The sequence below is a fragment of the Niabella ginsenosidivorans genome, from assembly GCF_001654455.1.
Taxonomy (GTDB): domain Bacteria; phylum Bacteroidota; class Bacteroidia; order Chitinophagales; family Chitinophagaceae; genus Niabella; species Niabella ginsenosidivorans.
This window is the reverse complement of the sequence record NZ_CP015772.1, coordinates 5,248,367-5,272,763: the sequence shown is the minus strand read 5'-3', so window position 1 is coordinate 5,272,763 and position 24,397 is coordinate 5,248,367. Positions and strand designations below refer to the sequence as shown.

Sequence of the window (24,397 nt, the reverse complement as noted above, 5' to 3'; positions counted from 1 at the left end):
TTACATTCGTTGCTATTTTTCTATTGTTACCGGAATACCGGATCAAAAATGAAAACATTGGAATGCTGAAAAAAATAGTGATACTGGGACCGGAAAGTACCGGTAAAAGCAGTTTGTGCGAGGCCCTGGCCGAACATTATAAAACAATATGGTGCCCGGAATATGCCAGGGAATATTTATTAAAAAACGGTAAGGACTATAATTATGAACAGCTTTTAACCATTGCAAAGGGACAGGTTGCGCTGGAAGATCAATATATCCGTATGGCCCAGGAGAAAGGGCTTCCCGGCCTTTTTATTGATACGGATATGTATGTAATGAAGGTATGGTGCGAATTTGTATTTGGAAAATGCCACACATTTATCCTGAATGAGATTGTATCAAGAAAATATGACCTGTACCTGCTTTGCAATACGGACCTGCCATGGGTAAAGGATGAGTTAAGAGAGTATCCCGATCTTGAAACAAGGGAGCAGTTGTTCCATATGTACAGATCACTGCTTATTGACCAGGGAACGCCCTGGGCAGAAATAAAAGGCGTGGGAGATGAGCGGCTGAAAAACGCGATAAGGGAAGCAGGCCACTTATTCCGGGGATAGCATTGCCGACACCTTTCCGGATCAAAATACAACCGAAGCGGGTAATTACAGACGTGACTGTCTATCCTCCTTTGTCATTTTATACCCCATCGGCCCAAAGTAACAATAAACCCGATATGCGATCCTTCACGTTAAAACCGGTTAATAAAATGTAGCAATCAGCAAATATTGAATGTTTATTATTCGTCATTTCAGATAATTTTGACCTATGCAAATAAAGTTACCTGTTGTGTGTTCCGGCACCAGCCTTTTGGGCAACCTGTACCGGGAATTGCCATATAATGAAAAGCTTGCCATTGTAAAAGAATATATTGCCGCCACGCCGGCCGGGGATACCCCCCTGTTTGACTCCGCGGGGAAATACGGCGCCGGGCTGGCCCTGGAGGAATTGGGCAAATGTCTGCAGGACCTTGGCATTGCCAAAAACGAAGTTCTGATCAGCAATAAACTTGCCTGGGTACAAAAACCCCTTACAACGCCCGAACCGACTTTTGAAAAGGGGATCTGGCATGGTCTGAAAAATGATGCCGAACAAAAGATCAGCTACGAAGGAATCCTGGAATGTTTCCGGCAGGGAAATGAATTATTGGGCGGTTATATACCACAATTGGTTTCTGTGCATGATCCGGATGAATACCTGGCTGCTGCCAAAGATGAAACCGGTTACCAGAAACGGTACGACGATATACTGGGCGCCTACGGGGCGCTTACCGAACTAAAAGAAAAGGGAGAAGTAGCCGGTATAGGCATAGGGGCAAAGGACTGGAGGGCTATTGAGAAAATTGCAACCGATATAAAGCTGGACTGGGTGATGATCGCCAACAGCTTTACCATATACCACCATCCCAAAGATCTGATCGCTTTTATGGACAGTTTGTACCGGCAGGGTATTGCCATCATCAATTCCGCGGTATTTCACGGCGGCTTTCTGACAGGCAGTGATTATTTTAATTATATCCTGCTGAACCGCAACAATCCGGAGCATGCGCATTATTACCACTGGCGCGACCGGTATTATGAGATCTGCCGCGAGTTTAAGATCGAACCCGCGGCGGCAGCTATTTACTTTGGGCTTCATGTACCGGGGGTGGAAAGCATTGCCCTGAACAGCAGCAACCCCGCCCGTATGCGTAAGAATGTGGAAATGGGGCATATTAAAATCCCCGTTGATTTCTGGAATCGATTGAAAGAAGAAGAGCTGATCGCGGAAGACTATCCGTATCTGTGAGCCGTGTTTTTAAGCGTATACAATATAACAGTCAATAGTTCAGGCTTTAATGACCTGGGAGATTAGTATGCCTGTCCCGTTAAAGGGCCATAGCAGCCTATAAAAGAGTTATCAATTGTCAAAATAACAATTAATTTCGCATTATGAAAACTCTTGTTTGCACAGCCCCTGGGCATTTTGCCTTCCGCGAAGATGCGCTTCCGGAAGCCGGTATCGGTATGGCCCGAATCCGCCTGAAGCGGGTAGGCATCTGCGGTACAGACCTCCATGCTTTTGAGGGGACCCAGCCTTTCTTCAGCTATCCCCGTATCCTGGGGCATGAGCTATCCGGCGAGCTGACCGATACCGGCGGAGCCGGAGGCTTTGAAGCGGGCGAAAGCGTAACCATCATACCCTATTTCAGTTGTGGTACCTGCATTGCATGCCGGGCAGGTAAACCCAATTGTTGTGTGAGCATACAAGTATTTGGTGTGCATGTAGACGGTGGTATGCGGGAAGAGATCATTGTGCCAGCCGGCAGCCTGCTGCATGGCCAGGGTCTCAACGCTGATGAACTGGCATTGGTAGAACCATTGGCGATCGGCGCCCACGGAGTGCGCAGGGCGGGTGTGCAACCCGGCGAGTATGTACTGGTGACCGGTGCCGGCCCCATTGGTTTGGGCACCATGGAACTGGCGCGTATTGCCGGCGCCCGGGTAATTGCCCTGGATATTAATGCCGACCGGCTGCGTTTTTGCAAAGAGCACCTCGGGGTACATGCTGTAGTGAACGGAACCGATAAAGATGCCGTTGAACAGGTAAAAGCCATCACCAATGGTGATTTTCCGACCGTGGTTATCGATGCCACTGGTAACCTTGGAGCGATCAACAATGGCATTCAATACCTGGCACACGGCGGCCGCTATGTATTGATCGGTTTGCAGAAAGAAGCCTTTTCCTTCAGTCATCCTGAATTTCATAAAAGGGAAAGTACCTTAATGAGCAGCCGCAATGCCGTAAAAGAAGATTTTGAGCAGGTAATCCGAAGTATGAAGCAAGGCAGTATCCGGCCACAGACCTATATTACACATACGGTTGGTTTTGATGAAGTACCCGGGCAATTTGCCTCCTGGCTCAACCCTGCTACAGGAGTGATCAAGGCAATGGTACATTTTTAGGAAGGCTCTTTCAGCAGCTCGTCTATTAAGGATTCAAATGCTGTTTTGAACTCTTCGTAATGCTTCCCCGTACCGGGACCATTAAACCCAGAATGAATTTTCCGTACATTCCCTTTTTTATCAATCACAATCGATGTTGGAAAAGCCTTAATGCTTTCCAGCTGGGGCAGTGTTTTTTCTGTGCGCTGCTCATCGGAAACGGAAACACCGGTTACCAGGAACGGATAGGTTACATGGTACCGTTTCTGAAAAGGGATCAGGGCTTTGCGCGAGGCTTCAAAATCGCCGGTACGCTCATAAGCCAGCCCGATGATCTCCACACCGCGCGCTTTATTGCGGGTATAATAATCGCTCAAAAAGGCAGTTTCGTCCATACAATTAGGGCACCACGAGCCCAGGATCTGTATAATGACCACTTTATTTTTATACCGGGCATCATTAATAGAAATCCATTCACCGGAGGTGGACCGGAACCGGAAATTCAGCCGGCTTTCCCCGTCTCTTAATTTGGTATAGGTATACTCATCCGGCAGTTGTGCTGTATCGTTGCGCACCGCCGTCCATTGCAGTGGAGGCCGCAGACCGGAGTATACTGCAGCTTCACGGATACTGTCTTTATTGTTCAATAATGCAGTAAACACAAATGCATGTCCGCCGTCAAAACCGGAAAGATGCAGGGAATCTCCGTTTACAGCTCCTTCAAGATAGCGGTAATCGCCCGTAGCGGTCAAAAAGGTACCTGTGATCCGGCCGCCGGCTTCCTGTGCAAATTCACCAATGGCCTGTTCGATTTTTCCATTTCTGCCAAAAGTCACTGCCCAGCGCCCGCTAATGTTCACTGCGGCCGGTTTGCCAATAGGATACCGCCCGGCTACTCCCTGTACCGCATAAAAGGGCATTTCTTCTTTCCGGGCACCATAATCCTTTACATACACTCCTTTCAGGTTGCCATTTCGTTCTATCCGCAATGTAAAGCCGGAGGAAAAAAATGGCATCCGGATCCAGAGCGAATCGCCCTTTTGCTTCAGGTCGTCTACCAGCAGGCGCTCCCCGGCGTTAATCACATAAAGCACCGGTTTTCCTTTCAGTATGGCCGATTCAAAATTAAAAATGATGCGCTGTCCATCCGGCCGCTGCAACACGCCCTGCCAGATGCCAGGCTGTACACGTTGAGCACTGCCTGCAAACGGATGCAGCAGTGCCGGGAAAAGGATAAAAAATAAAAACTTTTTTGACATAACAGGTCATCAACTATAGGATATAAGATCAATACAGGTAACTATTAGAACTTTAATCCCGTTTGCTGATCTCTTCCAGGCTCTCTTTTACTGCCCGTATCGTTTTATCCAGATCATCTACCGTTAATGCATTGTTCAAAAACCAGCTTTCAAAAGCCGAAGGCGGCAGGTAGATGCCACGTTTTAATAAGGCATGGAAGAATTTTTTAAACAGTACTGTATCTGAAGCAGCAGCTGTTGCAAAATCAATTACCGGCTGATTGCTGAAGTGAATACTGAGCATGCTGCCAAAATGATTGATAACATAGGGTTGCCCCCAGGCTTTTAATACCTCTTCCAGTCCGTCTTTTAAATATTGTGTTTTATCATCTAACTCCATTAATAACTCGGGGGTTGCTTTCAGCGCTTTTAATAAGGTTAACCCCGCGATCATGGCTACCGGGTTACCGCTTAGCGTACCTGCCTGGTACACGTTCCCCAACGGGGCCACTACTTCCATAATCTGCTTTTTGCCACCAAAAGCACCAACCGGCATGCCGGCTCCTATTACTTTACCGTAGGTTACCAGGTCCGCATCAATACCCAGCCGCTCCTGCGCCCCGCCCAAAGCCAGCCGAAACCCGTTCATCACTTCATCAAAGATCAGCACCATCCCCTCTTCATCACAGATCCTGCGCAGGCCTTCCAGAAAGCCTGGTTTTGGAAGGATGCAGCCCATATTACCGGCCACCGGTTCTACAATGATTGCGGCTATTTCTCCTTTATTATCTGTTGCCAGTTTTTCAACCGCGTCCAGATCATTATAAGCGCAGGTTAATGTATCACTAGCCGCGCCGGCCGTAACTCCGGGTACGGTCTGGATATTAAAAGTAGCCACCCCGCTGCCCGCCTTTACCAGGAACGGGTCGGCATGGCCATGATAGCAACCTTCAAATTTGATGAATTTATTTCTCCCTGTATAACCGCGCGCTACCCGCAAAGCGCTCATACAGGCTTCGGTTCCGCTATTGACCATACGGATCAGGTCTACGTTCGGTACCATAGACTTAATGAGCTCGGCCATTTCAATCTCCAGTTCAGTAGGTGCTCCAAAGGAAGTGGCTTTTTCTACCTGCTGCTGTATGGCTTTTACAACCGGCTCATATCCATGCCCCAGGATCATTGGCCCCCAGGAAGCGATATAGTCAATATATTGCTGCCCCTGCACATCATACAAATAAGCGCCTTTGGCTTTTTCAAAAAAAACAGGAGTTCCGCCTACACTTTTAAAGGCTCGTACGGGGGAGTTTACCCCGCCGGGAATGCTTTGCTGGGCGCGGGAAAAAAGAGTTGTATTTTTATCAATACTCATTACTGGTTATATCTATTAAGCGTTCAATATATGCAATTAGTTCTTTAGCCGGCGAAACAAAGCTGTTCACTTCATCTTTATCAGTTAGTATAAAATCATTATAATCATCGTCAATACGCTCTTGCATGATCCTGCTGTAAAAAGAAGCTTGTTGTATATCAAACAATTGCGCCTGTACAAAGTGTTTATGCAACAAGGCAACCGTACCGCTATGCGTTTTAGGAATAAGATCCTTTGTAAGCAATAATGCTTTTACCGCGTGAAAACACGCATAATACAGACGGTTAACGGCAGTTGTATAATACCCGAACTGAATGAGGGTTTCAACTTCATTAAACAACGCATGTGCTTTACGTAATTTTTGTTGAACGGATAAATGTTTAACACTGCTCATTTTGCAACTGACAAATCATTATTCCGGATAGACTGATGGATCGAATAATAAGATGGATTGTTGTTCCAGTCATTTTTGCTGGCAATAAGGGTATTAATAAATGCATTTGCCGCTATACTGATCGGGAATACCGCATCATGAATTTTTTGTTTTAATTGCTTTGATGGTTTTTCATTTAATAGTATCAAAATATCCCAGTCACTTTCATCAGTAGCAGTATGATTAAGCCGGCTGCCAAACAAATGCACTTCTGCATCAGGAATCAGTTGTTGAACGGCTCGTATTATTTGAAAAAATATTTTAGAATCCGACTGCATTATGCAAAGTTAATACTTTTGATCAGGGCACAACTATTGCATTCCAAAACAGGTTGAATTATAATTAAATAAAGGATTTCTTTAGATATGTCCTTAACAATCACCCGGTATCTATTCCTACGAAATCACCCCTTTATAAACCAGCAATAACAATACCCCTCCAACAATAATCCGGTACCAGCCAAAAGCTTTGAATCCGTATTTCTTCAAATAATCAATAAAGAATTTGATAGCAATGATGGCCACTACAAACGCCACTATATTACCGATTGCAAAAGCGATGGTATTTTCTTTGGACGCCAGTATGATCTGGTAACCCTTTTGTTCAATACCGCTCTGTGTCCATTTTTTCAGGAATAATGAATATAAGGTGGCTGCAGCCATAGTAGGCACTGCCAGGAAAAATGAAAACTCAGCAGCTATTTCACGCGTCATTTTCTGCTGCATACCGCCAATAATAGAAGCCGCACTCCGGCTTACCCCGGGAATCATGGCGATTACCTGCCAGATACCGGTTATAAAAGCTTTTGGATAAGAGATCTGGTCCACCGTCTTTACCGTAGGGTGGTTAAACAGCCGGTCTATAAACAACAACACAAAACCGCCTGCAAATAAGGAAACCGCTACTGTTGTAGGGCTTTCCAGCAAGGCATCAATCTTATCAGAGAACAGGTAGCCCAGCACCAGGGCGGGGATTACCCCAATAATCAGCTTCAGATAAAACTTCCAGTTAATGCCACCTTCCGCCCGGGTAGGAAAGAATTTACGCCAGTATAATACCACCACGGCAAGGATAGCGCCCAGTTGAATAGCCACTTCAAACAATTTTGTAAATTCCTGTTTTTCGATGCCCATAAAGGAACTGGCAATAATCATATGTCCCGTGGAAGAAATAGGCAGGTACTCGGTAATCCCTTCTATAATTGCAATAATAATAGCCTGAATGATGCTCATAAATTGATTTTAAAAAATAAGGCGACACAAAAGTAGCCGCCTTATAAATTCCTTTATCTGTTATTGGTTATTTTTTTTCCTGCGGAGATTTTCTGAAGATGGCAATGCCTTCAATAGCCAGCCCTAGTATAATAATGATAGGTGCCACGGTAATACGGCGCGCACTGTACACTTCGTCTTTGTTAAATACGGCGGGGTTATCACTTTTACCACCAGCCATTAAAAACATGCCGGCTGCTATTACAATTGCGCCCACCAGCATAAACAGATAGTTCTGTTTGCCAAACATTGAAGGTGCATCCTTTACTGCTGTGGTTGCACTTTTAACAGTTGTCGCCATTTTTAAAATTTTGAAAGCGCAATATACTATAAATTGATCTTAACGGCTTTTTGATTTCTATAAATACAGCGCATTTAATGCTTTTTTAGGAGTTTTTGAACTGAAACACTGTTTTCCTCCTTATAAAAGCACTGTTTCAGGGGCACATTGCTTAAATTTGCCGCCCACAATGGGTTTCCTTTTCCTTTTATTGATCATTAACCAGAAATGCCTGTATTGGGCATATTGTTAAGGGTAACCCGCAGAATATCAGGATCATGGAATATAACTTTAATGAAATAGAGAAAAAGTGGCAAAAGGCGTGGACAGAGAACCAGACCTACACCGTTTCTAACAACAGCAGCAAGCCAAAATATTATGTGCTGGACATGTTCCCTTACCCAAGTGGGGCAGGACTGCATGTAGGGCACCCGCTCGGCTATATTGCCAGCGATATTTATGCGCGCTATAAAAGGCTGAAGGGCTTTAATGTATTGCACCCTATGGGGTATGATGCATTTGGATTGCCTGCGGAACAATATGCGATTGAAAACGGCATTCATCCTGCTGTTTCAACAGAAAAGAACATTGCGACCTTTAGAAAACAGCTGGATAATATTGGTTTTTGTTTTGACTGGAGCCGGGAAGTGCGTACCAGCGACCCGCATTATTATAAATGGACGCAGTGGATCTTCCTGCAATTGTTTGAAAGCTGGTTCAACCGCAAAACACAAAAAGCAGAAAATATTCAGCAGCTGGTAGCGCTGTTTCAACAGGAGGGCAACAGCAACCACCCTGTTCCAAATGAAAAATCTCAGATCTCAGATCTCATCCCGACAGCTAACGGGACTCAAATCTTCACAGCAGAAGAATGGAATTCGTTTGATGAAACCACTCAGCAGGCGATACTGATGGAATACCGCCTGGCCTATTGTGGCTATGGAGAAGTGAACTGGTGCGAGGCGCTGGGAACCGTGCTGGCGAATGACGAGGTGGTAAATGGTGTGAGCGAGCGGGGCGGCTACCCGGTTGTAAAAAAGAAGCTGCGCCAGTGGTACCTGCGCATTACAGAATATGCCGACCGTTTGCTGGAAGGCTTACAGCGTGTGGATTTCAGCGAAGCTATGAAAGAAATGCAGACCAACTGGATCGGGAAAAGCAGCGGTGCCGAAATTGATTTTAAGATTAAAGAAGCTGATGAAAACCTGAGGGTATATACAACCCGGCCCGATACTATTATGGGAGTAGACTTTATGGTCATTGCCCCGGAGCTGGACCTGGTAGACCGCATAAAAAGTCAGGACCAGGCAAAAGCGGTAGATGATTATATTGCTTATGTAAAAAGCAGGAGCGAGCGGGAGCGGATGGCAGAAAAAAAGATCAGCGGTGTATTTACCGGGGCTTATGCCATTAATCCGTTTGATGGCCGCGAAATTCCCATCTGGATCAGCGAATATGTGCTGGCCGGTTACGGAACCGGGGCTATTATGGCCGTGCCCTGTGGGGATGAGCGCGATTTTAAATTTGCAAAACACTTTAATATTCCCATTACCAATATTATCGGCAATCATTTTAACGGGGAAGAAGCCAACGCCACCAAAGACGCCGTTTTAGAAAATTCGGGCTTCTTAAACGGAACTCCGATGCGGGAAGCAATGGAAACCGTGATCAAAGCTATTGAAGAAAAAGGTATTGGTAAACGCAAGGTGAATTATAAAATGCGTGATGCGGCCTTCAGCCGTCAGCGTTACTGGGGCGAACCTTTTCCTGTAAAATGGAAGAATGGAACCGCCTACCCGCTAAGCGCGGATGCATTACCCCTTGAACTACCAAAGGTAGACAGCTATAAACCGGGGCCGGAAGGAGAAGGCCCCCTGGCCAATATACCGGAGTGGGTGGCACAGGAGCTGGAAACCAACACCATGCCCGGTTATGCGGGCTCCAGCTGGTATTTTCTGCGGTATATGGATCCTAAGAACGACAAAGAATTCGCTGGCAGGCAGGCCACCGATTACTGGAACCAGGTAGACCTGTATATTGGCGGTACGGAGCATGCCGTCGGGCATTTGTTATATAGCCGTATGTGGACAAAAGTGCTGCATGATTTAGGATACCTGAGCTTTGATGAGCCTTTTAAACGGCTGGTAAACCAGGGAATGATACAGGGAAGCAGCCGGTTCGTATATCGTATTAACGGCACCAATGAATTCGTTTCTCACGGGCTCATTGCCGGTGATGGCACGTACCAGGGAAAAATGCTGGACAAAATTCATGTGGATGTAAACTTTGTAGATGGTACAGAACTGGATATTGAAGCCTTTAAGAAATGGAAGAACAATGAATTTGCCAATGCCACCTTTGTATTGGAGAACGGCAAATATTTGTGCGGAACAGAAACAGAAAAAATGTCCAAAACAAAATTCAACACTGTAAACCCGGACGATCTGGTGAGTAAATACGGAGCGGATACCTTCCGTATGTATGAAATGTTCCTGGGCCCTGTGGAAATGAGCAAGCCCTGGGATACCAAGGGCATTGAAGGGGTGCATCGCTTTCTTAAAAAACTGTGGCGCCTGTTCTATAAAGATGCTGTTCCCGGAACGGCGCAGCAAAGCACCGCCTTATGGACAGATGAGGCGCCCACCGCTGCCGAGCTGAAAGTGCTGCATAAGAGCATTAAAAAAATTGAAGACGATACAGAACGCTTCAGCTTTAATACCGGTGTAAGCGCCTTTATGATCCTGGTTAACGAGTTAACCGATCTTAAATCGCACAAAAAACAAATACTGGAGCCGGTGCTGATCATGCTTTCTTCCTATGCGCCGCATATTGCGGAAGAGCTGTGGCATGCCCTGGGCAATACTTCCAGCGTACTGGACGCAGCATTTCCAAAGTTTGAAGAAAAATACATTAAGGAGTCAGACAAAGAATACCCCATTTCCATTAACGGAAAAATGCGTACTACAATGATCCTTTCTTTGGAAGCCTCTCAACAGGAGGTAGAGCAACTGGTGCTGGCCAACGAGGTTGTTCAAAAATGGGTAGATGGTAAAACGCCTAAGAAGATCATCTATGTAAAAAATAAGATGGTGAATATTGTGGTATAAGTACGGTGCTCCGTCATCTTGCTCCCACCACAAACGGGAGGGCGGAGCCGTCTCTTTACGAGTAAGACATTCCTCCACTCCGGAATAACGAGAAAAAAAGTACCAGCCCCCACCTCTAAGGTAGCCCCCGGTACCCAAAAACCAGGCGCGCGAAGCTTTTACCTGCGCGCGCGCAGCAAAAACCTAAATTGTTGAAGCTTCTTTCCCCGGCAGCCTACCTGCACAGGTGGGGGTGGCCACCCTTTAACCTTCGCCACCGAAGGATAAAGGGTACCCCGGGGTATAAAAAAAGCTTCGCACGCGAAGCCTGCCCGTCCGGTCAGGCGGGCTTTCAGGTGGGCTGGTTTAGCTTTTTGCTGAACCGGTTTAGGTTTTTTCCGCAATAGTTTAGGTATTTGGTACGGTACCCGTGCCTTCCGGTAGGGGTGCCGTGCTTTTACCCTGGCCACCAAACCGTTGCCTTAGCTGCTCATGCAGGGTTTTAGTGCCCTGTACACCCGCTTCACTGGCGGCGCCAAAAATTTTGTAAATGGCCAGGGCGCTGGTATAGGCCTCACTGCCCGCCAGCAATTGCGTGTTCGACAGTTTTTCTGCCAGTTGCTGCACCAGCAGCACCAGCTCATCCAGCGCATGATAAAGGGCCAGGTCTTTTTTCATACCCTCCACGTTTACAAAAGCAGGCAGCAGGGTAGCATTATTTACCGCCACCTGTATAGCATCTTCCGTAAACACTTTGTTGTTTACATTTACTTTTGGCAGGGCCACGCGCTCCGTACCGGTAAGGCCCACTAAAAAGGGCAGGGTTTGCTCAATGGCGGTAATGTGGTCTTTTACAGTTTTTACAGCTTCGGGCGTTAGTGTGGCATCCACACGGTTAAAGGTTGCATTTGTCATAACGGTTGTTTTAAATTGTGAAGGAATATTTAATAAAAGGATTTACGCTGGATGATGAACGCCTTAAATCCGGCAACCAGCCCAACTATTCCAAGAAAAATACTACTCACTGTGTAAAAAATAAGTATCTTCGTATTAACAGTACTCGCCACGCTACCCACAGAACAGCGTACCAGGGCGAGTCTTTTGCTTTTAAGAATAAAATATTACAGTTCCGTATAGGTATTACATCGTAATTATCTGTGCGGTTTTTTTATGAATGCTATCCAATGTTATATAATAAACAACCATATACTATAAGTGATCAAATAAAACAACTGCAACAGCGTGGCTTACAAATTGACGATGATGCACTGGCCACACATTATCTTTCACAGGTTAGCTACTACCGGCTTGCAGGTTATTGGTGGCCTATGCAGGCCGATAAGGAAGCGCACTTATTCAAACCCAACAGTCGGTTTGAAGACGTTATACACCTCTACAATTTTGACAGAGAGCTAAGGGTTTTATTATTTGATGTTATTGAAAAAATTGAAATCAGTCTGCGAACTAAACTGATTTATCATTTATCGCATGAATTTGATCCCTGGTGGTTTCAAAATACCGCAATTTTTAATGACACCTCTGCATTAGTTGAAACGTTGGCGTCAATTCAGGAAGAAGTAAACCGCTCTAAAGACATCTTTATAAAAGAGCATAAAAGAAAATACAAAGAAGATCTGCGTTTTCCCCCGGCATGGAAAACATTGGAGCTAACCAGTTTCGGCTCTTTATCCAAATTGTACGGAAATTTAAACAATACGGTAAAATCCAAAGATATTATTGCCGTAGAATTAGGCGCTGTCAATCATACGTATTTACCCAGTTGGCTGCAATCTATTGCGCAAATACGTAATTACTGTGCACATCATAGCCGCCTGTGGAATAAAAATTTACCAGGCACTCCAAAGCTTCTGTCAAAACCACCACATTTATGGGTTAATGATGTTCCAAAAGATACACAAAAACTGTATCTCCATTTTTGCATTATGCGCTATTTGTTAAATATAATAGCTCCTGAAAACTCATTTTCAAAAAAACTACAGGAGTTATTAAAAAAGTACCCATCGGTAGATCCTAATGCTTTAGGATTTAAACCTAATTGGGAAGGTGAAGCATTGTGGACAATGTGAGTAGTTTTTATTGTCCCGGCTGTGGTGCAGGTGGCAGCGGTGTTGCGTCGCACTCTTCAGCAGCTCAATATAGGGCAGCTGGTTGTTTTCGGAGACCTGGTCGACTGGTGCGACATTTAGTAATTTCCAGGGTATGGTTGCTTTTATTGCCCTGGTCGACCAGGGCAACACATAATTGTTCTACTTTCAAAAGAATAGCTATGATACCCCTGTCCCACAAGTCCCACCCGTCCTCACAATGATGAAGAAAGAGCGCAGCTCACCGCTTTATCAACTTAAAAAACTCCTCTAGCGTTAAATCCCTTGCAGTGCAAATTTTTTCAAGAGTATATATTGTAATTTGGTAAGAGGCATCTTTCCAACCTTTTATTCGTCTTACAGTTTTTTCATCAATATCGTGATTGGTTGCAAATGCACGGGCAGATTCTTCGCTTGGGCCGATCCATTCCCGAGAAATAAAATCATTTATAGTAGCATATAAATCCTGCATCTAACAAATAAAAACTTTGTGGAAAAAAATAAAGCGGACACCTGTCCGCAAAATGATAAAATTGCCTATATTTGTATCGAATAATATTTTTGCGATTACTTCATAAAATTATTTGAAGCATTCGCTTTGAATCTCGCATTAGAAAACTGGTAACTTTTAAGTGCAACGAGATGATAAGCAGAATGGCTCACGACCTGGGCGTGGGCTCTCTTATCCGTTGCATGGGTATACCAGTACCTCTAATGCGGTAAGTTGAGCACCACGCCTTTTTTGTGCGGGTGCCCGGCCTAAAACTTTTTTGTTATGGACAACGCCGTTACTACACCTGTACAAAACACCAACCCCCATTTTAATGAAACCCAATGGCTGCAGGCCCTGTTTTTGCTGGCAGAGGCGCAAGGCTGGCTGCAGCATTTGCAGGAGGCGCTTATATGGCAGCTGCCCGTAAAGCGCCGTAAAAAGCTGCTGCGCCAGGGCTGGTACCTGAGCGCCAAAGCGCTGGCACATATTTTAGAGCGGCATTACTGTACAGTGCCACCCCACCCGCTGGCTGGCGGGCAAGTTCCGCCGGAGGATGGAGACACACAAGTTCCGCTTGCCGGCAGGTTTACCATACCTATACCGCAAATAGTAGCTTGCATAAAAGAAGCAGGAACGCAGCAACCTATTGCTGTGCCGCGCAGCCGCCACCTGCAACGGGTATGGGATGCGGGCATGCCCGTGGGTTATGACCCCGCAGGTAATACTGTAACCACCATTACGGTAATTAGCAGCACCAGCGGGGAAATTATTACGGCTTTCCCCGGTACTATGCAGCCGCAGCATGAGCAAGACCTATGAGGTCTGTTCTACGCCGGGTAAAGACCTCATAGGTCTACTATCTTCTTACACCAAAAAAACAATACCCATGTCAAAAACACCCAAACACCACACCTATTGTTTTTTAAACGTGCTGGCGCTGAAATACCGGCGCCACCCCATTGCCATAGACCCGCTTAGCGTGCTGGCGGACCTGTTTGCTTTTTCTCCCCCGCAGGAGCAGGTGTTTTGCCTGGAGCGGCTTTGCACCGCCGCCCTTACTAATTCCTATACCTGGCAGGAGGGCAGCCCGGCTAATGCTATTGACTGTGGCCGGGAGCTGGAGCTGCTGGTAGAAGTGGCGTGGCTGCTGTATAAAAAGGGTGCTGACAATAAAAAGCCGCAACACCGCGCACCGCCAACGGTACACGAATTGCCCATGCCACTTACCGCAGCAGAGTACCAGCAGCCACAGTTGTACCTGCAACAGTTTTTTGGGTATGCCCCACTGCGTAAGTGGAAAGCGATGATTGCCGCATTTACGGTAAACGCGGTAAGTAATGAATCAGTAGCGGATGAGCTGTCCGGTGCCACGCCGCTGGCCTTTAGCCATTATATAAAAAAACTGGTTTACGCCGTTTACCGCGTAGCGGTGCTAAAAGGGATTGAGTTGCAGTAGCGGGCCTATCTGGCAAAGAGAATATGCATTGTCTTAAACATAGTAATTCTGAAGCCGAGCGTCCCGCCCTCCCGGGTTGGTCAATTGTGGCGGGACACACCACTATATTCTAAAGCTGATAGTAGTGCCCGCCGGAATCAGGCCGTAATTGATTCCGGCTGCCCTTTTTGCGATCCTTTTTGGGCAAGCAAAAAGGATCAGAAAGAAAATTTACTAATGCAACTGTGTGAAAGAGGGTATGTCTGGCATATACAGGTTCAATATGAGGGCACCATCGGAATTGTCACCTGAGCGCAACACAGTGCAGCCGAAGGGTCTCTCCTGATTTGTAAGAGATGCTTCGGCTGCGTTACACTCCGCTGCCAATGACATATTATTTAATTCATTGTATTTCAATGATCTTTAATCCGTGTTTTAAAGCCAGTTTTTGTAAATAGTTTTGTTCACGCTGTTTTAATTGCTGTTCATATTTTGCAATACCCTGTTCCACGTATTGCGTTCCCTTTGTTAGCAGGTTATAAAAGGCTTCCGCTATTTTTCTGGCACCTGCTTTGATCGCTATTCGTGCATTCTTTCTACTCTTAAGTTTTCTGATAAAAGCTCCTATTGCCACATACTTACTATTGAGTAATGCCTGGGCTATTTCCCGGAAGGTCTGACCGGCATTAGAATGATTGTTCATTTTCGATTTTCTGCTTTTTAAACCACTTTGGTTATGGCCCGGACAAAGGCCACACCAACTTACAAAATGTTTTGCCGTTGGGAATCGGCTCATGTCTGCTCCCACTTCTCCCAACAATTTCAGCAGTGTATAATCGGTGATACCAGGAATACAATTGGCATCTGCACCATAAATATTTAGTAATTTCTGATGCAGGCCGGTTATCATGGGCTTGTGATGCCGTATTGGCTTGGCTTTGTGTTCACTTGTAATGAACTGTTTGCCATGCTCAAGATTACACAACAAGCCTTCGATATGTTTATCAATAAGCAACAGTTGTTGCTGATGAACCTTCCAAAGATTTAAGCTTTGTTCTAATAGAAACAACCAGCTTTCATTATAATGGCCTTCCAGCGCATTGATTACCTGCTGTGCTTTCTTTTCACGGATGCTTACGTGACACAGAGACAGCAGCTTTTCTTTATTGCGTTCTCCGTTTAAGATGGCTTCGATCATCCGGATCCCGCTTGTCCCATTTATCTGACAAATCACTTCTGTGAGTTTTATATTCATTAACTCCAATGCTTTTTGCATCTTATTTACATAGGTACTTCCCATACTAATAAGATCTTCCCGCTCCCGGATCATCATGCGCAACTCCTTTAACTTTCCTGAGGGTATATAGCTTTGCCGTACCAGGCCTGCACTAAACATTTTTTGCATCCAGCACGCATCTTTTACATCGGTTTTTCTACCCTTTACCTGTTTTACTTCTTTAGGATTTACAAGGCAGACTTCCATGCCTGCTTCCTCCAGCATCTGGTGTAAGGCTATCCAGTAAATACCCGTTGCTTCCATACAAACCCGTTTTATTTTCTGTTGCAGGAGCGCTTCAATGCATTGCCGATAGCCAGTCGTAAATGTATCATAGCTTTTTACCGTAACCCCGTCAGTGGAAACGAAAATCTTTTTGGAGCCGATATCTATGGCTGCTGCATCTGGATTTTGTTGCTCAAACTCAATTACCTTTGACATAACAACTTTTTAAGAGTTAATAAAAAGCAGGCTACAGCCCAAAGAGGTTCTTAAAAAGGCAAGCTGCCAAACGGGAATACTGCCTGATACAGTATCACCAAACATTGATGGACCATTCTTTGAAGCAATGCTCAGGGTCAGGTACTAAGACACTAAGTTTATTACTGCTACACTGCTGTAGCCTGCTTCTTCAAAGTTATTACATGTCATCGCCTCATTGATTTGGGCCACCAATAGTTTACTCAGCATGACGTAAAAATGATAAACTCCAAAATAAAAAGCATATGAAATACAAAATCCTCAAAGACCCGTTTAAAACCACCCGCTGGCAGGGCGGGGCTGTTACAGACCCGCGGCAGGTATTTGCAGAACTGTTCCTATTTGCAGGGCTGTGCAGCTACCGCCATTTTATAAAAAAGCTGCTGCAACATGCCGGCTCCGCAAAAACCTATAAAGGAAAACCACCTGACGATGTGTGGCTGTATGCACGGATGATCCGCTCCACCATTATTGCGGCCTATGCGTTATCCGCAATAGAGCGTAACCCCATAGTGGCGGAGGAAGACAACCTGCTGAACAAAAAATTCTATTGCAGCGGTTATAAGAGCGCCAGTGTATGGACAGATTTGCCAAGGTTTCTTTCCAGAAAAGAATACCGCACCCCCTACCGGGCCTTTGCTGCTTTTTTTAAATACCAGCCCTTAAAACAATGGCTGAGAAGTTGGCACAGGATAGTAAAGGCAGCCCTTTCCGCAAAACCCACGCGCCTGACACCGGATGTGCTGACTCTTTATTGTTACCTGGCAAAACTAACAGAAGCCGCACATTTAATTGATGTAAGGGAAACCACGCATATTGATGGCGCGCTTAAGGGCAATAACAATAGTTATCCTTACCGGTAGCATTGTATTGCTATTGCCCCTTAATTAAAGTTAGCCGTTTATAGTCTTCGTTGTAAGTGGTACCGGAAATAGTATAGGCAATATGCAGCGTACTATCCCCGGTTATCTGAAACCGGACCTCCTTTTGTGTACCTTGCTGATCCTTATAGGAAGAAACGGTTATTTTTTCCAGGTAGCTGTTTGCTGATTGCAGCTCATAAGTACCTGCTGCTGAAATACCAAAGCCATTATCGCCCAGGCCAATATTGGTAAAAGACCCGTCTTTATTAAAGATTTTTAAAAGTCCGGTGGAAGCGCCCTCCATTTGCAGCTCCCAGATACCGGTTAACCGGTTCTCCGGCTTTGGAGCAAAAGAACAGATGATCAATAAAAATGCACCTAACAAAAAGAGGAGGATGTTGCGTTTGTTGCTCATGGGTATTTTGCGGGTTATAAATGTAGCGTTGTTTAAACTTTTTTACAGGTCGCTCCGCCCTGGGCGGACTGCCCCGTAGGCCCGCCCGGCTGAATGTCGTTCGGACAGGGACAAAAATCCTGGTAAAAAAACAAAACTCTTAAAATAAGAGCTCCATAGGAGCGGCCTGTTTGTTATTAACGCTAAAGTCTAAACAATTTCTGTATCAAAAAATAAAACAGCACCATTAAGAGTACTGTTTCAGAAATTTCCATATCTCCTTTGGCCGCCTTTATTGCGGTTGCACAATTTCTCTTGCCCAGATATTACGGTAGCTGATGGGTTTGCTTTTATCCCCATGCGCCTGCAATTTGATGGGTGAAGCACCATGCGGTATGTTATAAGATGGCTGACCAATATATTGGGTAGGCCCTTTTAATTCAAAATGATCCTGTACCAGAACGCCGTTAAACAAAACAGTAACGTATGCCGGCTTTTGCAGCTTACCGGAGGCGTCAAAGACCGGCGCCGTCCAGATAACATCATAAGATTGCCATTCTCCGGGTTTGCGTGCCGGGTTTACCAACGGAATGCCCTGTTTGTAAATGGCTCCTGCCTGGCCATTGGTATAGGTGGTATTTTCATAAGAATCCAGCACCTGAAGCTCGTATCCGGCATCGCCTTTTCCTATGGAAGCAAGGAAAACGCCGCTGTTTCCCCGTCCCTGCCCGGTTCCATCTATATCTACAGGCTCTTTCCATTCAATGTGCAGCTGAAAATTATTGAACCGCTGCCGGGTTTGGATATTGCCCGATTTTTTGTTAACCGTCAGCACATTGTCTGCAACAATCCAATCAGCAGCCTTAGTAGTATCGCCGGTAAGCACCCACTGATCCAGGTTTTTCCCGTCAAACAAAATAACAGCATCAGAAGGAGCCGCTCCGCATTCTGCTCCCGGTGTTACCTTGGGCGGTACCGGTTTATATACTTCTGTATCTTCCGGTTTTTGGGAAAAGCCAGCGTGGTAAACAGAAAAGGCCATTGCAAGCAAAACTATTTTTTTCATTCTGTAAAAGATTTTAAACGGGAAGGTAAGCGATTCTTTACAATTTTTTGCAGCCTATTATTTCAACGGTCAGGGTACGGAGCTTCTTTTACAAAAAGGACCTTTTTAAAAAATATAAACCTATAAAAATGAGGCTGTAAGCAATTATATGAATGGCAGGCAATCTTTAATTTCCCTGTACATTCAGGAAAGAGCAGATTATACAGACAGGCAAAAGGAAGTGTATGCCTGTTATTTGTTCCTTAGACGGTTCATTTTAAAAGAATTAAGGAAAATGGCATATTTTTAGATATATTTTAAGAGTACCTCTCTAAAGAGGTACTTCATTTTCCTAATAAACAAACTTAAAACTCAAATTATGTCAGTCAACATTGTAGAGCTTATAAAAAACTATGTTTCGCCGGACTTAATTGCAAAGGCCGGCTCATTTTTGAATGAAAGCGAAGGAAATGTTTCCAACGCAGTTTCCGGTATCATCCCTGCCCTGCTGGGTACTGTAGCTTCTAAGGCTACCGGCAGCGAACAGGGCGCTGCAGAGGTTCTGGACACCGCCAAAGGCATTTATAACAGCGGTGTTTTAAACAATTCCAGTTCCCTTTTTGGCAATGCTGATCTTCTGGCAAAAGGAACCAGCTTTTTTAAAGGTATCCTTGGGGATAAGGCCAACGCTGTTATTGATACTATAGCCGGCTTTGCAGGCATTAAATCATCCTCATCTGGTTCTTTGATCAGCATGATCACCCCACTGATCCTCGGATTACTGGGTAAGCATGCAGCAGATAACAACCTGGGTGCCTCCGGCCTGGCTAATTTCCTGGGTGAACAGAAAAATAACATTACAAGTGCGCTCCCTTCGGGACTAAGCTCTCTCAGCGGACTTTTGGGTTTAAACACTATCTCAGACGGTTTACGCCAGACGGTTTCCAATGTTCAGGATACTGCAACATCTACTTATAACTATGCGGAAAACGCTGCTCAAAAAGCCGGCGGCGGTGCTAAATGGCTGCTTCCGCTTTTATTGCTGGCAGTTATAGCGCTTGCCCTCTGGTACTTCCTTGGTAAAGGTTGTAACCACACGGCAACAGCAACCTCAGATTCTACAACTACAACTACTATTGATACCACAGCCACAGCCCCTCCTGTTCCGGCTCCTACCACTACTGTAACCGGCAAATACGACTCCGTTAGCGGAAACTATATTTATGATGTAGGCGCCGATAAAGAAATCAAACTGGCCGATGGTACCACACTTACGGTAGGAGCCAACAGTACAGAAGCCAAATTATACGATTTTCTGACCAACGAAACAGTGGACACAGCAGATAAAACAAAGGGCTGGATTACCCTGGACCGTGTATATTTTGAAACAGGCAAGGCGGTATTGACTGCCGAGTCTCAAAAACAATTGAAAAATATTGCAACGATCCTCAAAAACTTCCCGAGTGCCCATGTAAAGTTTGGAGGCTATACAGATAACACCGGCTCAGCAGACGTAAATAAAAAACTCTCCGGAGAACGGGCAAAGGCAGCAGCCAATGAAATTGTAAAACTGGGGATTCCTGCTGCTAATATTGCATCTGAGGGATATGGCCCTGACCATCCCATTTGTGCCGCCAACGATACACCTGAGTGTAAAGCACAAAACAGAAGGGTGGATCTCCGTATTACCGAAAAATAATTCGCTATTTGAACCCTAAATACAGGCTGCTCCGGTTTGGGAGCGGCCTTTTTTGTTATGTTTACATGCCTGGGTAAAAAAGCTGCTTTCCCAGCATAGCTGAATACAGGACAGATTACAAAAAACAGGATAACCAGGGCCTTGTTCAGAAATGCCCTTTTGACCGGAGGTACTCCAGTACATCTCCGGACGCTATCACCGGATAGTGGGCTATATCATGACTGAACCAGTAAACCCACGCCTTAAACTGTTCATTATTGCAACTGATGCTGGAAAGTGCTCTTTTGTAATCGGACATTTCACCAGCTTCGGGGCTTAAGCCCTCATAACCATCCAGTTGGGCAATGGCATAAGAAAGCTGGTGATCATTGCGGATTTTATAAAGCTCACCAATAATCTTACGGCCACTCTCATCAGGCATTGCAGCGGGATAATCGCCCAGGTCGTACAGGGTGCCATTGGCCGTAGCCGGTCCGATAAACTCAAAATACCGGGTAATGTATTCATAGGCCGGGTTCCTAAAACCACTTAAAAGGGAACCGTACACAAAAAGATAATTGCTTTGCATCATGTTAGCTATTCAGTATCATCAATTAAAAATACATACACTTCTTTAGGGCCATGGACCCCTACAACCAGTGTTTTTTCAATATCTGCGGTACGGCTGGGGCCCGTAGCAAAAGTAATAAGCGAGGGGAGCTTGTTCTGGTACCGTTCTTTGATCCCTTCCAACGCGTCTTTTATATCAAAAACCAGCTGGCTGGTATAAGCAACGCATATATGAACAGGAGCGTATACGCTGGTTTTGCGGCCACTCAGCTGTGCCGCACTCATAACAATACTGCCGGTACGTGCCACAAGGTATTCACAGCCGGTCACGGCCACATCGCAGCCAGCCAAATCTCCCTGATTACTGCTAATGTTGAGGTGCTGCCCCATCATCTCCTTTAATTCCGGTTCCTGGCAATATATTTTTTCCCATCCGCTTTTAAAAAGCAATGCATTGATCTGGCCGGTAAATTCTTTTTTGCTCAGGCAATAGGCAAACCTGCCCTGCAATGCGGTTAACCGCTCCGCAAACTCTACTTCCAGTTCCTGCTGTAATGGCTGATACACCAGCGACTGCCCCTCGCTTTTGGGAAAGGGGATCTGTGTTGGCTGGATCAAAGCCTCTCTGATCTTTTTGAGTATATTATCTTTTGAAGACGGGATCACCCTGCGAAATTAAGATATTAGGGAACGTTTACGAAAGTTTGGTATTTACTATTTTACCGGATAAAAAAAGAGATACGTAAAATACGTATCTCTTTATAAAAAAATTTACTTCTTTTTTAAAGACTTTCCGTTTCCTGTTGTGATGCCGGTAAAGATTGGTTGGTAACATCACTGTCGTAAGGCGGCACTCCTGCAGAGATCTCTCCGGTGGGTGTTGCAGGATCCGGTTGTAACAGTTTCTTTTCCTCGTAAGGCCGTTTCCCTATCAGGGCCTCCACATCGGCCTGGAACAGCACCTCACGTTGCAGCAGCGCTTCTGCCAGCTTTGCCACCTGCTCTTTTTTTTCTGTTAACAGTTCCAGTGTACGCTTATAGGAATTTTCAATAAGACTCCGCACTTCCTCGTCAATGAGCTTGGATGTTTCCTCGCTATAAGGTTTGGTAAAGGAATTTTCCTGGTGCGGATCATAGAAGCTTACGTTCCCTACTTTATCATTCATACCATAAATAGTTACCATAGAGTAAGCGGTACGTGTTACCTGTTGCAAGTCATTTTGGGCACCGGTTGATATTTTTCCAAAGAAGATCTCTTCACTGGCACGGCCTCCCAGCGTCATGCATATCTGATCCGACAACTGATCGGTATTATACAGGTACTGCTCTTTGGGAGTGTACTGTGCATAACCCAATGCGGCGGTACCTCTTGGAACAATTGTTACCTTCAGCAACGGATACGCATGCTCCAGAAACCACCCGCAAATAGCGTGGCCGGCTTCGTGGTAAGCAATGATTTTCTTTTCTTCCGGGGAAATGATCTTGTTTTTCTTTTCCAGCCCACCTATCACACGGTCAACGGCATCCTGGAAATCCTGCATATCCACCCCGTTCTTATTTTTGCGGGCTGCTATCAATGCAGCCTCATTACAAACATTGGCAATATCAGCACCGGCAAAACCGGGTGTTTGCTCCGCCAGTTTATGAATATCCAGCGACTCTGAAGTCTTAATATCTTTTAAATGAACTTTAAAGATAGCTTCACGGCCAGACAGATCCGGTTTATCTATAGAGATCTGCCGGTCGAACCGGCCCGGGCGCAACAGTGCTGAATCCAGCACATCCGGACGGTTGGTAGCTGCCAGTACAATAATTCCGGTATCCGTTCCAAAACCGTCCATTTCCACCAGCATCTGGTTCAGGGTGCTTTCACGCTCATCATTGCTCATCATGGCATTTTTACCACGGGCACGGCCAATAGCATCAATTTCATCAATAAAGATGATACAGGGTGCTTTTTCACGGGCCTGTTTAAACAAATCCCTTACACGGCTGGCTCCCACACCTACAAACATCTCCACAAAATCAGAGCCGCTCAGGCTAAAAAAGGGTACCTGCGCTTCACCTGCCATAGCCTTTGCCAAAAGGGTTTTACCGGTTCCCGGAGGGCCAACCAGCAATGCCCCTTTCGGAATTTTACCGCCGAGGCTGGTGTATTTTTTAGGGTTTCTAAGAAAATCAACGATCTCCATTACCTCCACCTTTGCTTCATCAAGCCCTGCTACATCTGCAAATGTGATGTTTACGCGGGTTCCTTTATCAAATAAAGTTGCTTTTGACTTACCAATATTAAAGATACCACCGGGCCCTGCACCACCACCGGCACCGCCGCTCATTTTACGCATCAGCAACAGCCATGCACCAAAGAACAACAGAATGGGCAGCACAATGCTTAAGGATCTTCCCAGGAAATCACTGTCCTCATCCACATCAGCGGAAGGCTGTTTTAAACCGGGGTGCGCTTTGAAAAAGTCCGACATTTGCTCCTGGAAATTATCTCCGCTGGTCACTTTAAAATACAATTGTGGTTCATTGGAGGTTACCAGGGTCGATTTTGGAGGCAGGTTCTTGGCCAGGTCAGGGTATTTCTGAATACTGTCCCTGTTCAGCCATACGCGAACAATGTTCCGGTTATTAATGACTACATATTTCTGAACATCACCATTTTCCACCATTCTCTTAAAGTCAGTAAAAGTAGTTGATGCAGTGCTGGAACCAAAAGGGTTCAGGAACTGCAGCCCCAGCATAATGGCCAGTATGATGATAAATGCCCAATAGCTTCCAAACTTCACTTTTTTGGGTTCATTGCCGCCTCCGTTGCCTGTTCTTGGAGAGAACGGGTTGTTCCGCGGCTTTTCCTGCTTGTTATAATTATTTTGAGGCATATTTTCTGATTATGATACTATAAAGCAAAATCTGCTTAAAGGTTTATTGTTAATCTATATATAATTGTAAATATTATTCTTTGTGCTCTTTTGCGGTAGCATCGCTCCACATTTCTTCAAGATTATAGAATTTGCGTTGTTCTGGTAATAGGATATGGACTACAACATTCACAAAATCCATCAGCACCCATTGAAGGGTTTGCATTCCTTCCCGCTGGTATACATTTTCGCCGGTTTCCTGTTTTACCCGGTACTCAACATTATCTGCAATTGATTTTATCTGCGGGGAGTTAGAGGCTTCACATATAATGAAAAAATCGGATACGGCTTCTGGTATCTGCCGGAGATCTAAGGAAATGATATTTTCACCTTTTTTTTCATGAATGGCGGAAATAATGGTCTTAAAGATCTTTGAATTTCTTGTAAGCCGGGCTGCACCTGAAATTTTACGTTTTGTTAGCGATGCTAATGGTTCCAAATAGAGTAATTTATATTTTAATTTAAAAGGAATAGCGTTTTTAAAAAACGCC

25 protein-coding genes are annotated in these 24,397 nt (G+C 45.2%); 10 read left to right on the top strand and 15 right to left on the bottom strand.

What is annotated here, in order from left to right; genetic code table 11:
• Nucleotides 1-62: 62 nt before the first annotated feature.
• From A8C56_RS22255 to A8C56_RS22245, 3 genes are all read left to right on the top strand, one after another.
• Nucleotides 63-599 carry an AAA family ATPase gene (locus tag A8C56_RS22255; RefSeq protein ID WP_067762440.1) on the top strand — a complete coding sequence of 179 codons (537 nt, stop codon included), beginning with the start codon at nucleotides 63-65 and terminating at the stop codon, nucleotides 597-599.
• Nucleotides 600-807: 208 nt separating this feature from the next.
• Complete coding sequence (locus tag A8C56_RS22250) at nucleotides 808-1,827, top strand: aldo/keto reductase (protein WP_067760808.1); 1,020 nt, start codon at nucleotides 808-810, stop codon at nucleotides 1,825-1,827.
• A gap of 143 nt (nucleotides 1,828-1,970) precedes the next feature.
• Nucleotides 1,971-2,984, top strand: a complete 1,014-nt coding sequence (locus A8C56_RS22245; protein WP_067760806.1) for a zinc-binding alcohol dehydrogenase family protein — start codon at nucleotides 1,971-1,973, stop codon at nucleotides 2,982-2,984.
• Here the strand turns inward: A8C56_RS22245 and A8C56_RS22240 are convergent.
• The 6 genes from A8C56_RS22240 to A8C56_RS22215 form a co-directional block, all read right to left on the bottom strand.
• Nucleotides 2,981-4,222, bottom strand: a complete 1,242-nt coding sequence (locus A8C56_RS22240; protein WP_067760804.1) for a peroxiredoxin family protein — start codon at nucleotides 4,220-4,222, stop codon at nucleotides 2,981-2,983. The genes A8C56_RS22245 and A8C56_RS22240 overlap by 4 nt on opposite strands.
• A gap of 52 nt (nucleotides 4,223-4,274) precedes the next feature.
• On the bottom strand, nucleotides 4,275-5,573 hold the full coding sequence (gene hemL, locus A8C56_RS22235) for a glutamate-1-semialdehyde 2,1-aminomutase (protein ID WP_067760802.1): 1,299 nt from the start codon (nucleotides 5,571-5,573) through the stop codon (nucleotides 4,275-4,277).
• A complete protein-coding gene (locus A8C56_RS22230) occupies nucleotides 5,563-5,967 on the bottom strand; it encodes a HEPN domain-containing protein (protein ID WP_067760800.1) in 405 nt (134 codons plus the stop codon). The genes hemL and A8C56_RS22230 overlap by 11 nt, the downstream gene beginning before the upstream one ends.
• Complete coding sequence (locus A8C56_RS22225; protein WP_067760798.1) at nucleotides 5,964-6,284, bottom strand: nucleotidyltransferase domain-containing protein; 321 nt, start codon at nucleotides 6,282-6,284, stop codon at nucleotides 5,964-5,966. The genes A8C56_RS22230 and A8C56_RS22225 overlap by 4 nt, the downstream gene beginning before the upstream one ends.
• A gap of 117 nt (nucleotides 6,285-6,401) precedes the next feature.
• Complete coding sequence (locus tag A8C56_RS22220) at nucleotides 6,402-7,238, bottom strand: undecaprenyl-diphosphate phosphatase (RefSeq protein ID WP_067760796.1); 837 nt, start codon at nucleotides 7,236-7,238, stop codon at nucleotides 6,402-6,404.
• Between the two features lie 67 nt (nucleotides 7,239-7,305).
• A complete protein-coding gene (locus A8C56_RS22215) occupies nucleotides 7,306-7,578 on the bottom strand; it encodes a DUF3098 domain-containing protein (protein WP_084490348.1) in 273 nt (90 codons plus the stop codon).
• 257 nt (nucleotides 7,579-7,835) lie between these two features.
• Here A8C56_RS22215 and leuS point away from each other — a divergent pair, with 257 nt between their 5' ends.
• A complete protein-coding gene (leuS, locus tag A8C56_RS22210) occupies nucleotides 7,836-10,664 on the top strand; it encodes a leucine--tRNA ligase (protein ID WP_067760794.1) in 2,829 nt (942 codons plus the stop codon).
• Between the two features lie 387 nt (nucleotides 10,665-11,051).
• Here leuS and A8C56_RS22200 read toward each other — a convergent pair whose 3' ends face one another.
• Nucleotides 11,052-11,558: a hypothetical protein gene (locus A8C56_RS22200; RefSeq protein ID WP_067760792.1), complete on the bottom strand. Its 507-nt coding sequence runs from the start codon at nucleotides 11,556-11,558 to the stop codon at nucleotides 11,052-11,054.
• A gap of 17 nt (nucleotides 11,559-11,575) precedes the next feature.
• Here A8C56_RS22200 and A8C56_RS24590 point away from each other — a divergent pair, with 17 nt between their 5' ends.
• Nucleotides 11,576-11,794: a hypothetical protein gene (locus A8C56_RS24590; protein ID WP_157098070.1), complete on the top strand. Its 219-nt coding sequence runs from the start codon at nucleotides 11,576-11,578 to the stop codon at nucleotides 11,792-11,794.
• 33 nt (nucleotides 11,795-11,827) lie between these two features.
• Entirely contained in the window at nucleotides 11,828-12,730 is a 903-nt protein-coding gene (locus A8C56_RS22195) for an Abi family protein (protein ID WP_067760791.1), read from the top strand.
• Nucleotides 12,731-12,989: 259 nt separating this feature from the next.
• On the opposite strand, the gene A8C56_RS22190 is transcribed toward A8C56_RS22195, so the two are convergent.
• The gene (locus A8C56_RS22190) at nucleotides 12,990-13,220 is read right to left on the bottom strand and encodes a hypothetical protein (protein ID WP_067760790.1); all 231 of its coding nucleotides are present in this window, start codon (nucleotides 13,218-13,220) and stop codon (nucleotides 12,990-12,992) included.
• A 303-nt stretch (nucleotides 13,221-13,523) separates the two neighbouring features.
• Here A8C56_RS22190 and A8C56_RS22185 point away from each other — a divergent pair, with 303 nt between their 5' ends.
• On the top strand, nucleotides 13,524-14,060 hold the full coding sequence (locus tag A8C56_RS22185; protein ID WP_067760788.1) for a hypothetical protein: 537 nt from the start codon (nucleotides 13,524-13,526) through the stop codon (nucleotides 14,058-14,060).
• Nucleotides 14,061-14,127: 67 nt separating this feature from the next.
• Complete coding sequence (locus A8C56_RS22180; protein ID WP_157098069.1) at nucleotides 14,128-14,697, top strand: hypothetical protein; 570 nt, start codon at nucleotides 14,128-14,130, stop codon at nucleotides 14,695-14,697.
• A gap of 382 nt (nucleotides 14,698-15,079) precedes the next feature.
• Here the strand turns inward: A8C56_RS22180 and A8C56_RS22175 are convergent, their stop codons facing one another.
• A complete protein-coding gene (locus tag A8C56_RS22175) occupies nucleotides 15,080-16,393 on the bottom strand; it encodes an IS110 family RNA-guided transposase (RefSeq protein ID WP_067754200.1) in 1,314 nt (437 codons plus the stop codon).
• A 284-nt stretch (nucleotides 16,394-16,677) separates the two neighbouring features.
• On the opposite strand from A8C56_RS22175, the gene A8C56_RS22170 reads away from it, so the two are divergent.
• Nucleotides 16,678-17,295 carry a hypothetical protein gene (locus tag A8C56_RS22170; protein WP_067760784.1) on the top strand — a complete coding sequence of 206 codons (618 nt, stop codon included), beginning with the start codon at nucleotides 16,678-16,680 and terminating at the stop codon, nucleotides 17,293-17,295.
• 10 nt (nucleotides 17,296-17,305) lie between these two features.
• Here A8C56_RS22170 and A8C56_RS22165 read toward each other — a convergent pair whose 3' ends face one another.
• Both A8C56_RS22165 and A8C56_RS22160 read right to left on the bottom strand, forming a co-directional pair.
• On the bottom strand, nucleotides 17,306-17,710 hold the full coding sequence (locus A8C56_RS22165; RefSeq protein ID WP_067760782.1) for a DUF4488 domain-containing protein: 405 nt from the start codon (nucleotides 17,708-17,710) through the stop codon (nucleotides 17,306-17,308).
• A gap of 271 nt (nucleotides 17,711-17,981) precedes the next feature.
• Complete coding sequence (locus A8C56_RS22160; RefSeq protein ID WP_067760780.1) at nucleotides 17,982-18,755, bottom strand: 3-keto-disaccharide hydrolase; 774 nt, start codon at nucleotides 18,753-18,755, stop codon at nucleotides 17,982-17,984.
• Between the two features lie 358 nt (nucleotides 18,756-19,113).
• Between A8C56_RS22160 and A8C56_RS22155 the strand changes: the two genes are divergently transcribed.
• Nucleotides 19,114-20,433, top strand: a complete 1,320-nt coding sequence (locus A8C56_RS22155; protein ID WP_067760778.1) for an OmpA family protein — start codon at nucleotides 19,114-19,116, stop codon at nucleotides 20,431-20,433.
• Between the two features lie 145 nt (nucleotides 20,434-20,578).
• On the opposite strand, the gene A8C56_RS22150 is transcribed toward A8C56_RS22155, so the two are convergent.
• The 4 genes from A8C56_RS22150 to rsfS form a co-directional block, all read right to left on the bottom strand.
• On the bottom strand, nucleotides 20,579-21,004 hold the full coding sequence (locus A8C56_RS22150) for a gamma-glutamylcyclotransferase family protein (protein WP_245645655.1): 426 nt from the start codon (nucleotides 21,002-21,004) through the stop codon (nucleotides 20,579-20,581).
• A gap of 5 nt (nucleotides 21,005-21,009) precedes the next feature.
• Nucleotides 21,010-21,648 (bottom strand): LutC/YkgG family protein, encoded by a 639-nt coding sequence (locus A8C56_RS22145; RefSeq protein ID WP_067760776.1) that lies wholly within the window; start codon nucleotides 21,646-21,648, stop codon nucleotides 21,010-21,012.
• Nucleotides 21,649-21,764: 116 nt separating this feature from the next.
• The gene (ftsH, locus tag A8C56_RS22140; RefSeq protein WP_067760774.1) at nucleotides 21,765-23,867 is read right to left on the bottom strand and encodes an ATP-dependent zinc metalloprotease FtsH; all 2,103 of its coding nucleotides are present in this window, start codon (nucleotides 23,865-23,867) and stop codon (nucleotides 21,765-21,767) included.
• Nucleotides 23,868-23,940: 73 nt separating this feature from the next.
• A complete protein-coding gene (gene rsfS, locus A8C56_RS22135) occupies nucleotides 23,941-24,345 on the bottom strand; it encodes a ribosome silencing factor (RefSeq protein WP_067760772.1) in 405 nt (134 codons plus the stop codon).
• Nucleotides 24,346-24,397: the final 52 nt, after the last annotated feature.

What these genes read in the sequence shown, in the direction of transcription:
- A8C56_RS22255 (WP_067762440.1), top strand. Translation starts at nt 63, where the DNA reads ATGCTGAAAAAAATAGTGATACTGGGACCGGAAAGTACCGGTAAAAGC.
- A8C56_RS22250 (WP_067760808.1), top strand. Translation starts at nt 808, where the DNA reads ATGCAAATAAAGTTACCTGTTGTGTGTTCCGGCACCAGCCTTTTGGGC.
- A8C56_RS22245 (WP_067760806.1), top strand. Translation starts at nt 1,971, where the DNA reads ATGAAAACTCTTGTTTGCACAGCCCCTGGGCATTTTGCCTTCCGCGAA.
- A8C56_RS22240 (WP_067760804.1), bottom strand. Translation starts at nt 4,222, where the DNA reads ATGTCAAAAAAGTTTTTATTTTTTATCCTTTTCCCGGCACTGCTGCAT.
- hemL (WP_067760802.1), bottom strand. Translation starts at nt 5,573, where the DNA reads ATGAGTATTGATAAAAATACAACTCTTTTTTCCCGCGCCCAGCAAAGC.
- A8C56_RS22230 (WP_067760800.1), bottom strand. Translation starts at nt 5,967, where the DNA reads ATGAGCAGTGTTAAACATTTATCCGTTCAACAAAAATTACGTAAAGCA.
- A8C56_RS22225 (WP_067760798.1), bottom strand. Translation starts at nt 6,284, where the DNA reads ATGCAGTCGGATTCTAAAATATTTTTTCAAATAATACGAGCCGTTCAA.
- A8C56_RS22220 (WP_067760796.1), bottom strand. Translation starts at nt 7,238, where the DNA reads ATGAGCATCATTCAGGCTATTATTATTGCAATTATAGAAGGGATTACC.
- A8C56_RS22215 (WP_084490348.1), bottom strand. Translation starts at nt 7,578, where the DNA reads ATGGCGACAACTGTTAAAAGTGCAACCACAGCAGTAAAGGATGCACCT.
- leuS (WP_067760794.1), top strand. Translation starts at nt 7,836, where the DNA reads ATGGAATATAACTTTAATGAAATAGAGAAAAAGTGGCAAAAGGCGTGG.
- A8C56_RS22200 (WP_067760792.1), bottom strand. Translation starts at nt 11,558, where the DNA reads ATGACAAATGCAACCTTTAACCGTGTGGATGCCACACTAACGCCCGAA.
- A8C56_RS22195 (WP_067760791.1), top strand. Translation starts at nt 11,828, where the DNA reads ATGTTATATAATAAACAACCATATACTATAAGTGATCAAATAAAACAA.
- A8C56_RS22190 (WP_067760790.1), bottom strand. Translation starts at nt 13,220, where the DNA reads ATGCAGGATTTATATGCTACTATAAATGATTTTATTTCTCGGGAATGG.
- A8C56_RS22185 (WP_067760788.1), top strand. Translation starts at nt 13,524, where the DNA reads ATGGACAACGCCGTTACTACACCTGTACAAAACACCAACCCCCATTTT.
- A8C56_RS22180 (WP_157098069.1), top strand. Translation starts at nt 14,128, where the DNA reads ATGTCAAAAACACCCAAACACCACACCTATTGTTTTTTAAACGTGCTG.
- A8C56_RS22175 (WP_067754200.1), bottom strand. Translation starts at nt 16,393, where the DNA reads ATGTCAAAGGTAATTGAGTTTGAGCAACAAAATCCAGATGCAGCAGCC.
- A8C56_RS22170 (WP_067760784.1), top strand. Translation starts at nt 16,678, where the DNA reads ATGAAATACAAAATCCTCAAAGACCCGTTTAAAACCACCCGCTGGCAG.
- A8C56_RS22165 (WP_067760782.1), bottom strand. Translation starts at nt 17,710, where the DNA reads ATGAGCAACAAACGCAACATCCTCCTCTTTTTGTTAGGTGCATTTTTA.
- A8C56_RS22160 (WP_067760780.1), bottom strand. Translation starts at nt 18,755, where the DNA reads ATGAAAAAAATAGTTTTGCTTGCAATGGCCTTTTCTGTTTACCACGCT.
- A8C56_RS22155 (WP_067760778.1), top strand. Translation starts at nt 19,114, where the DNA reads ATGTCAGTCAACATTGTAGAGCTTATAAAAAACTATGTTTCGCCGGAC.
- A8C56_RS22150 (WP_245645655.1), bottom strand. Translation starts at nt 21,004, where the DNA reads ATGATGCAAAGCAATTATCTTTTTGTGTACGGTTCCCTTTTAAGTGGT.
- ftsH (WP_067760774.1), bottom strand. Translation starts at nt 23,867, where the DNA reads ATGCCTCAAAATAATTATAACAAGCAGGAAAAGCCGCGGAACAACCCG.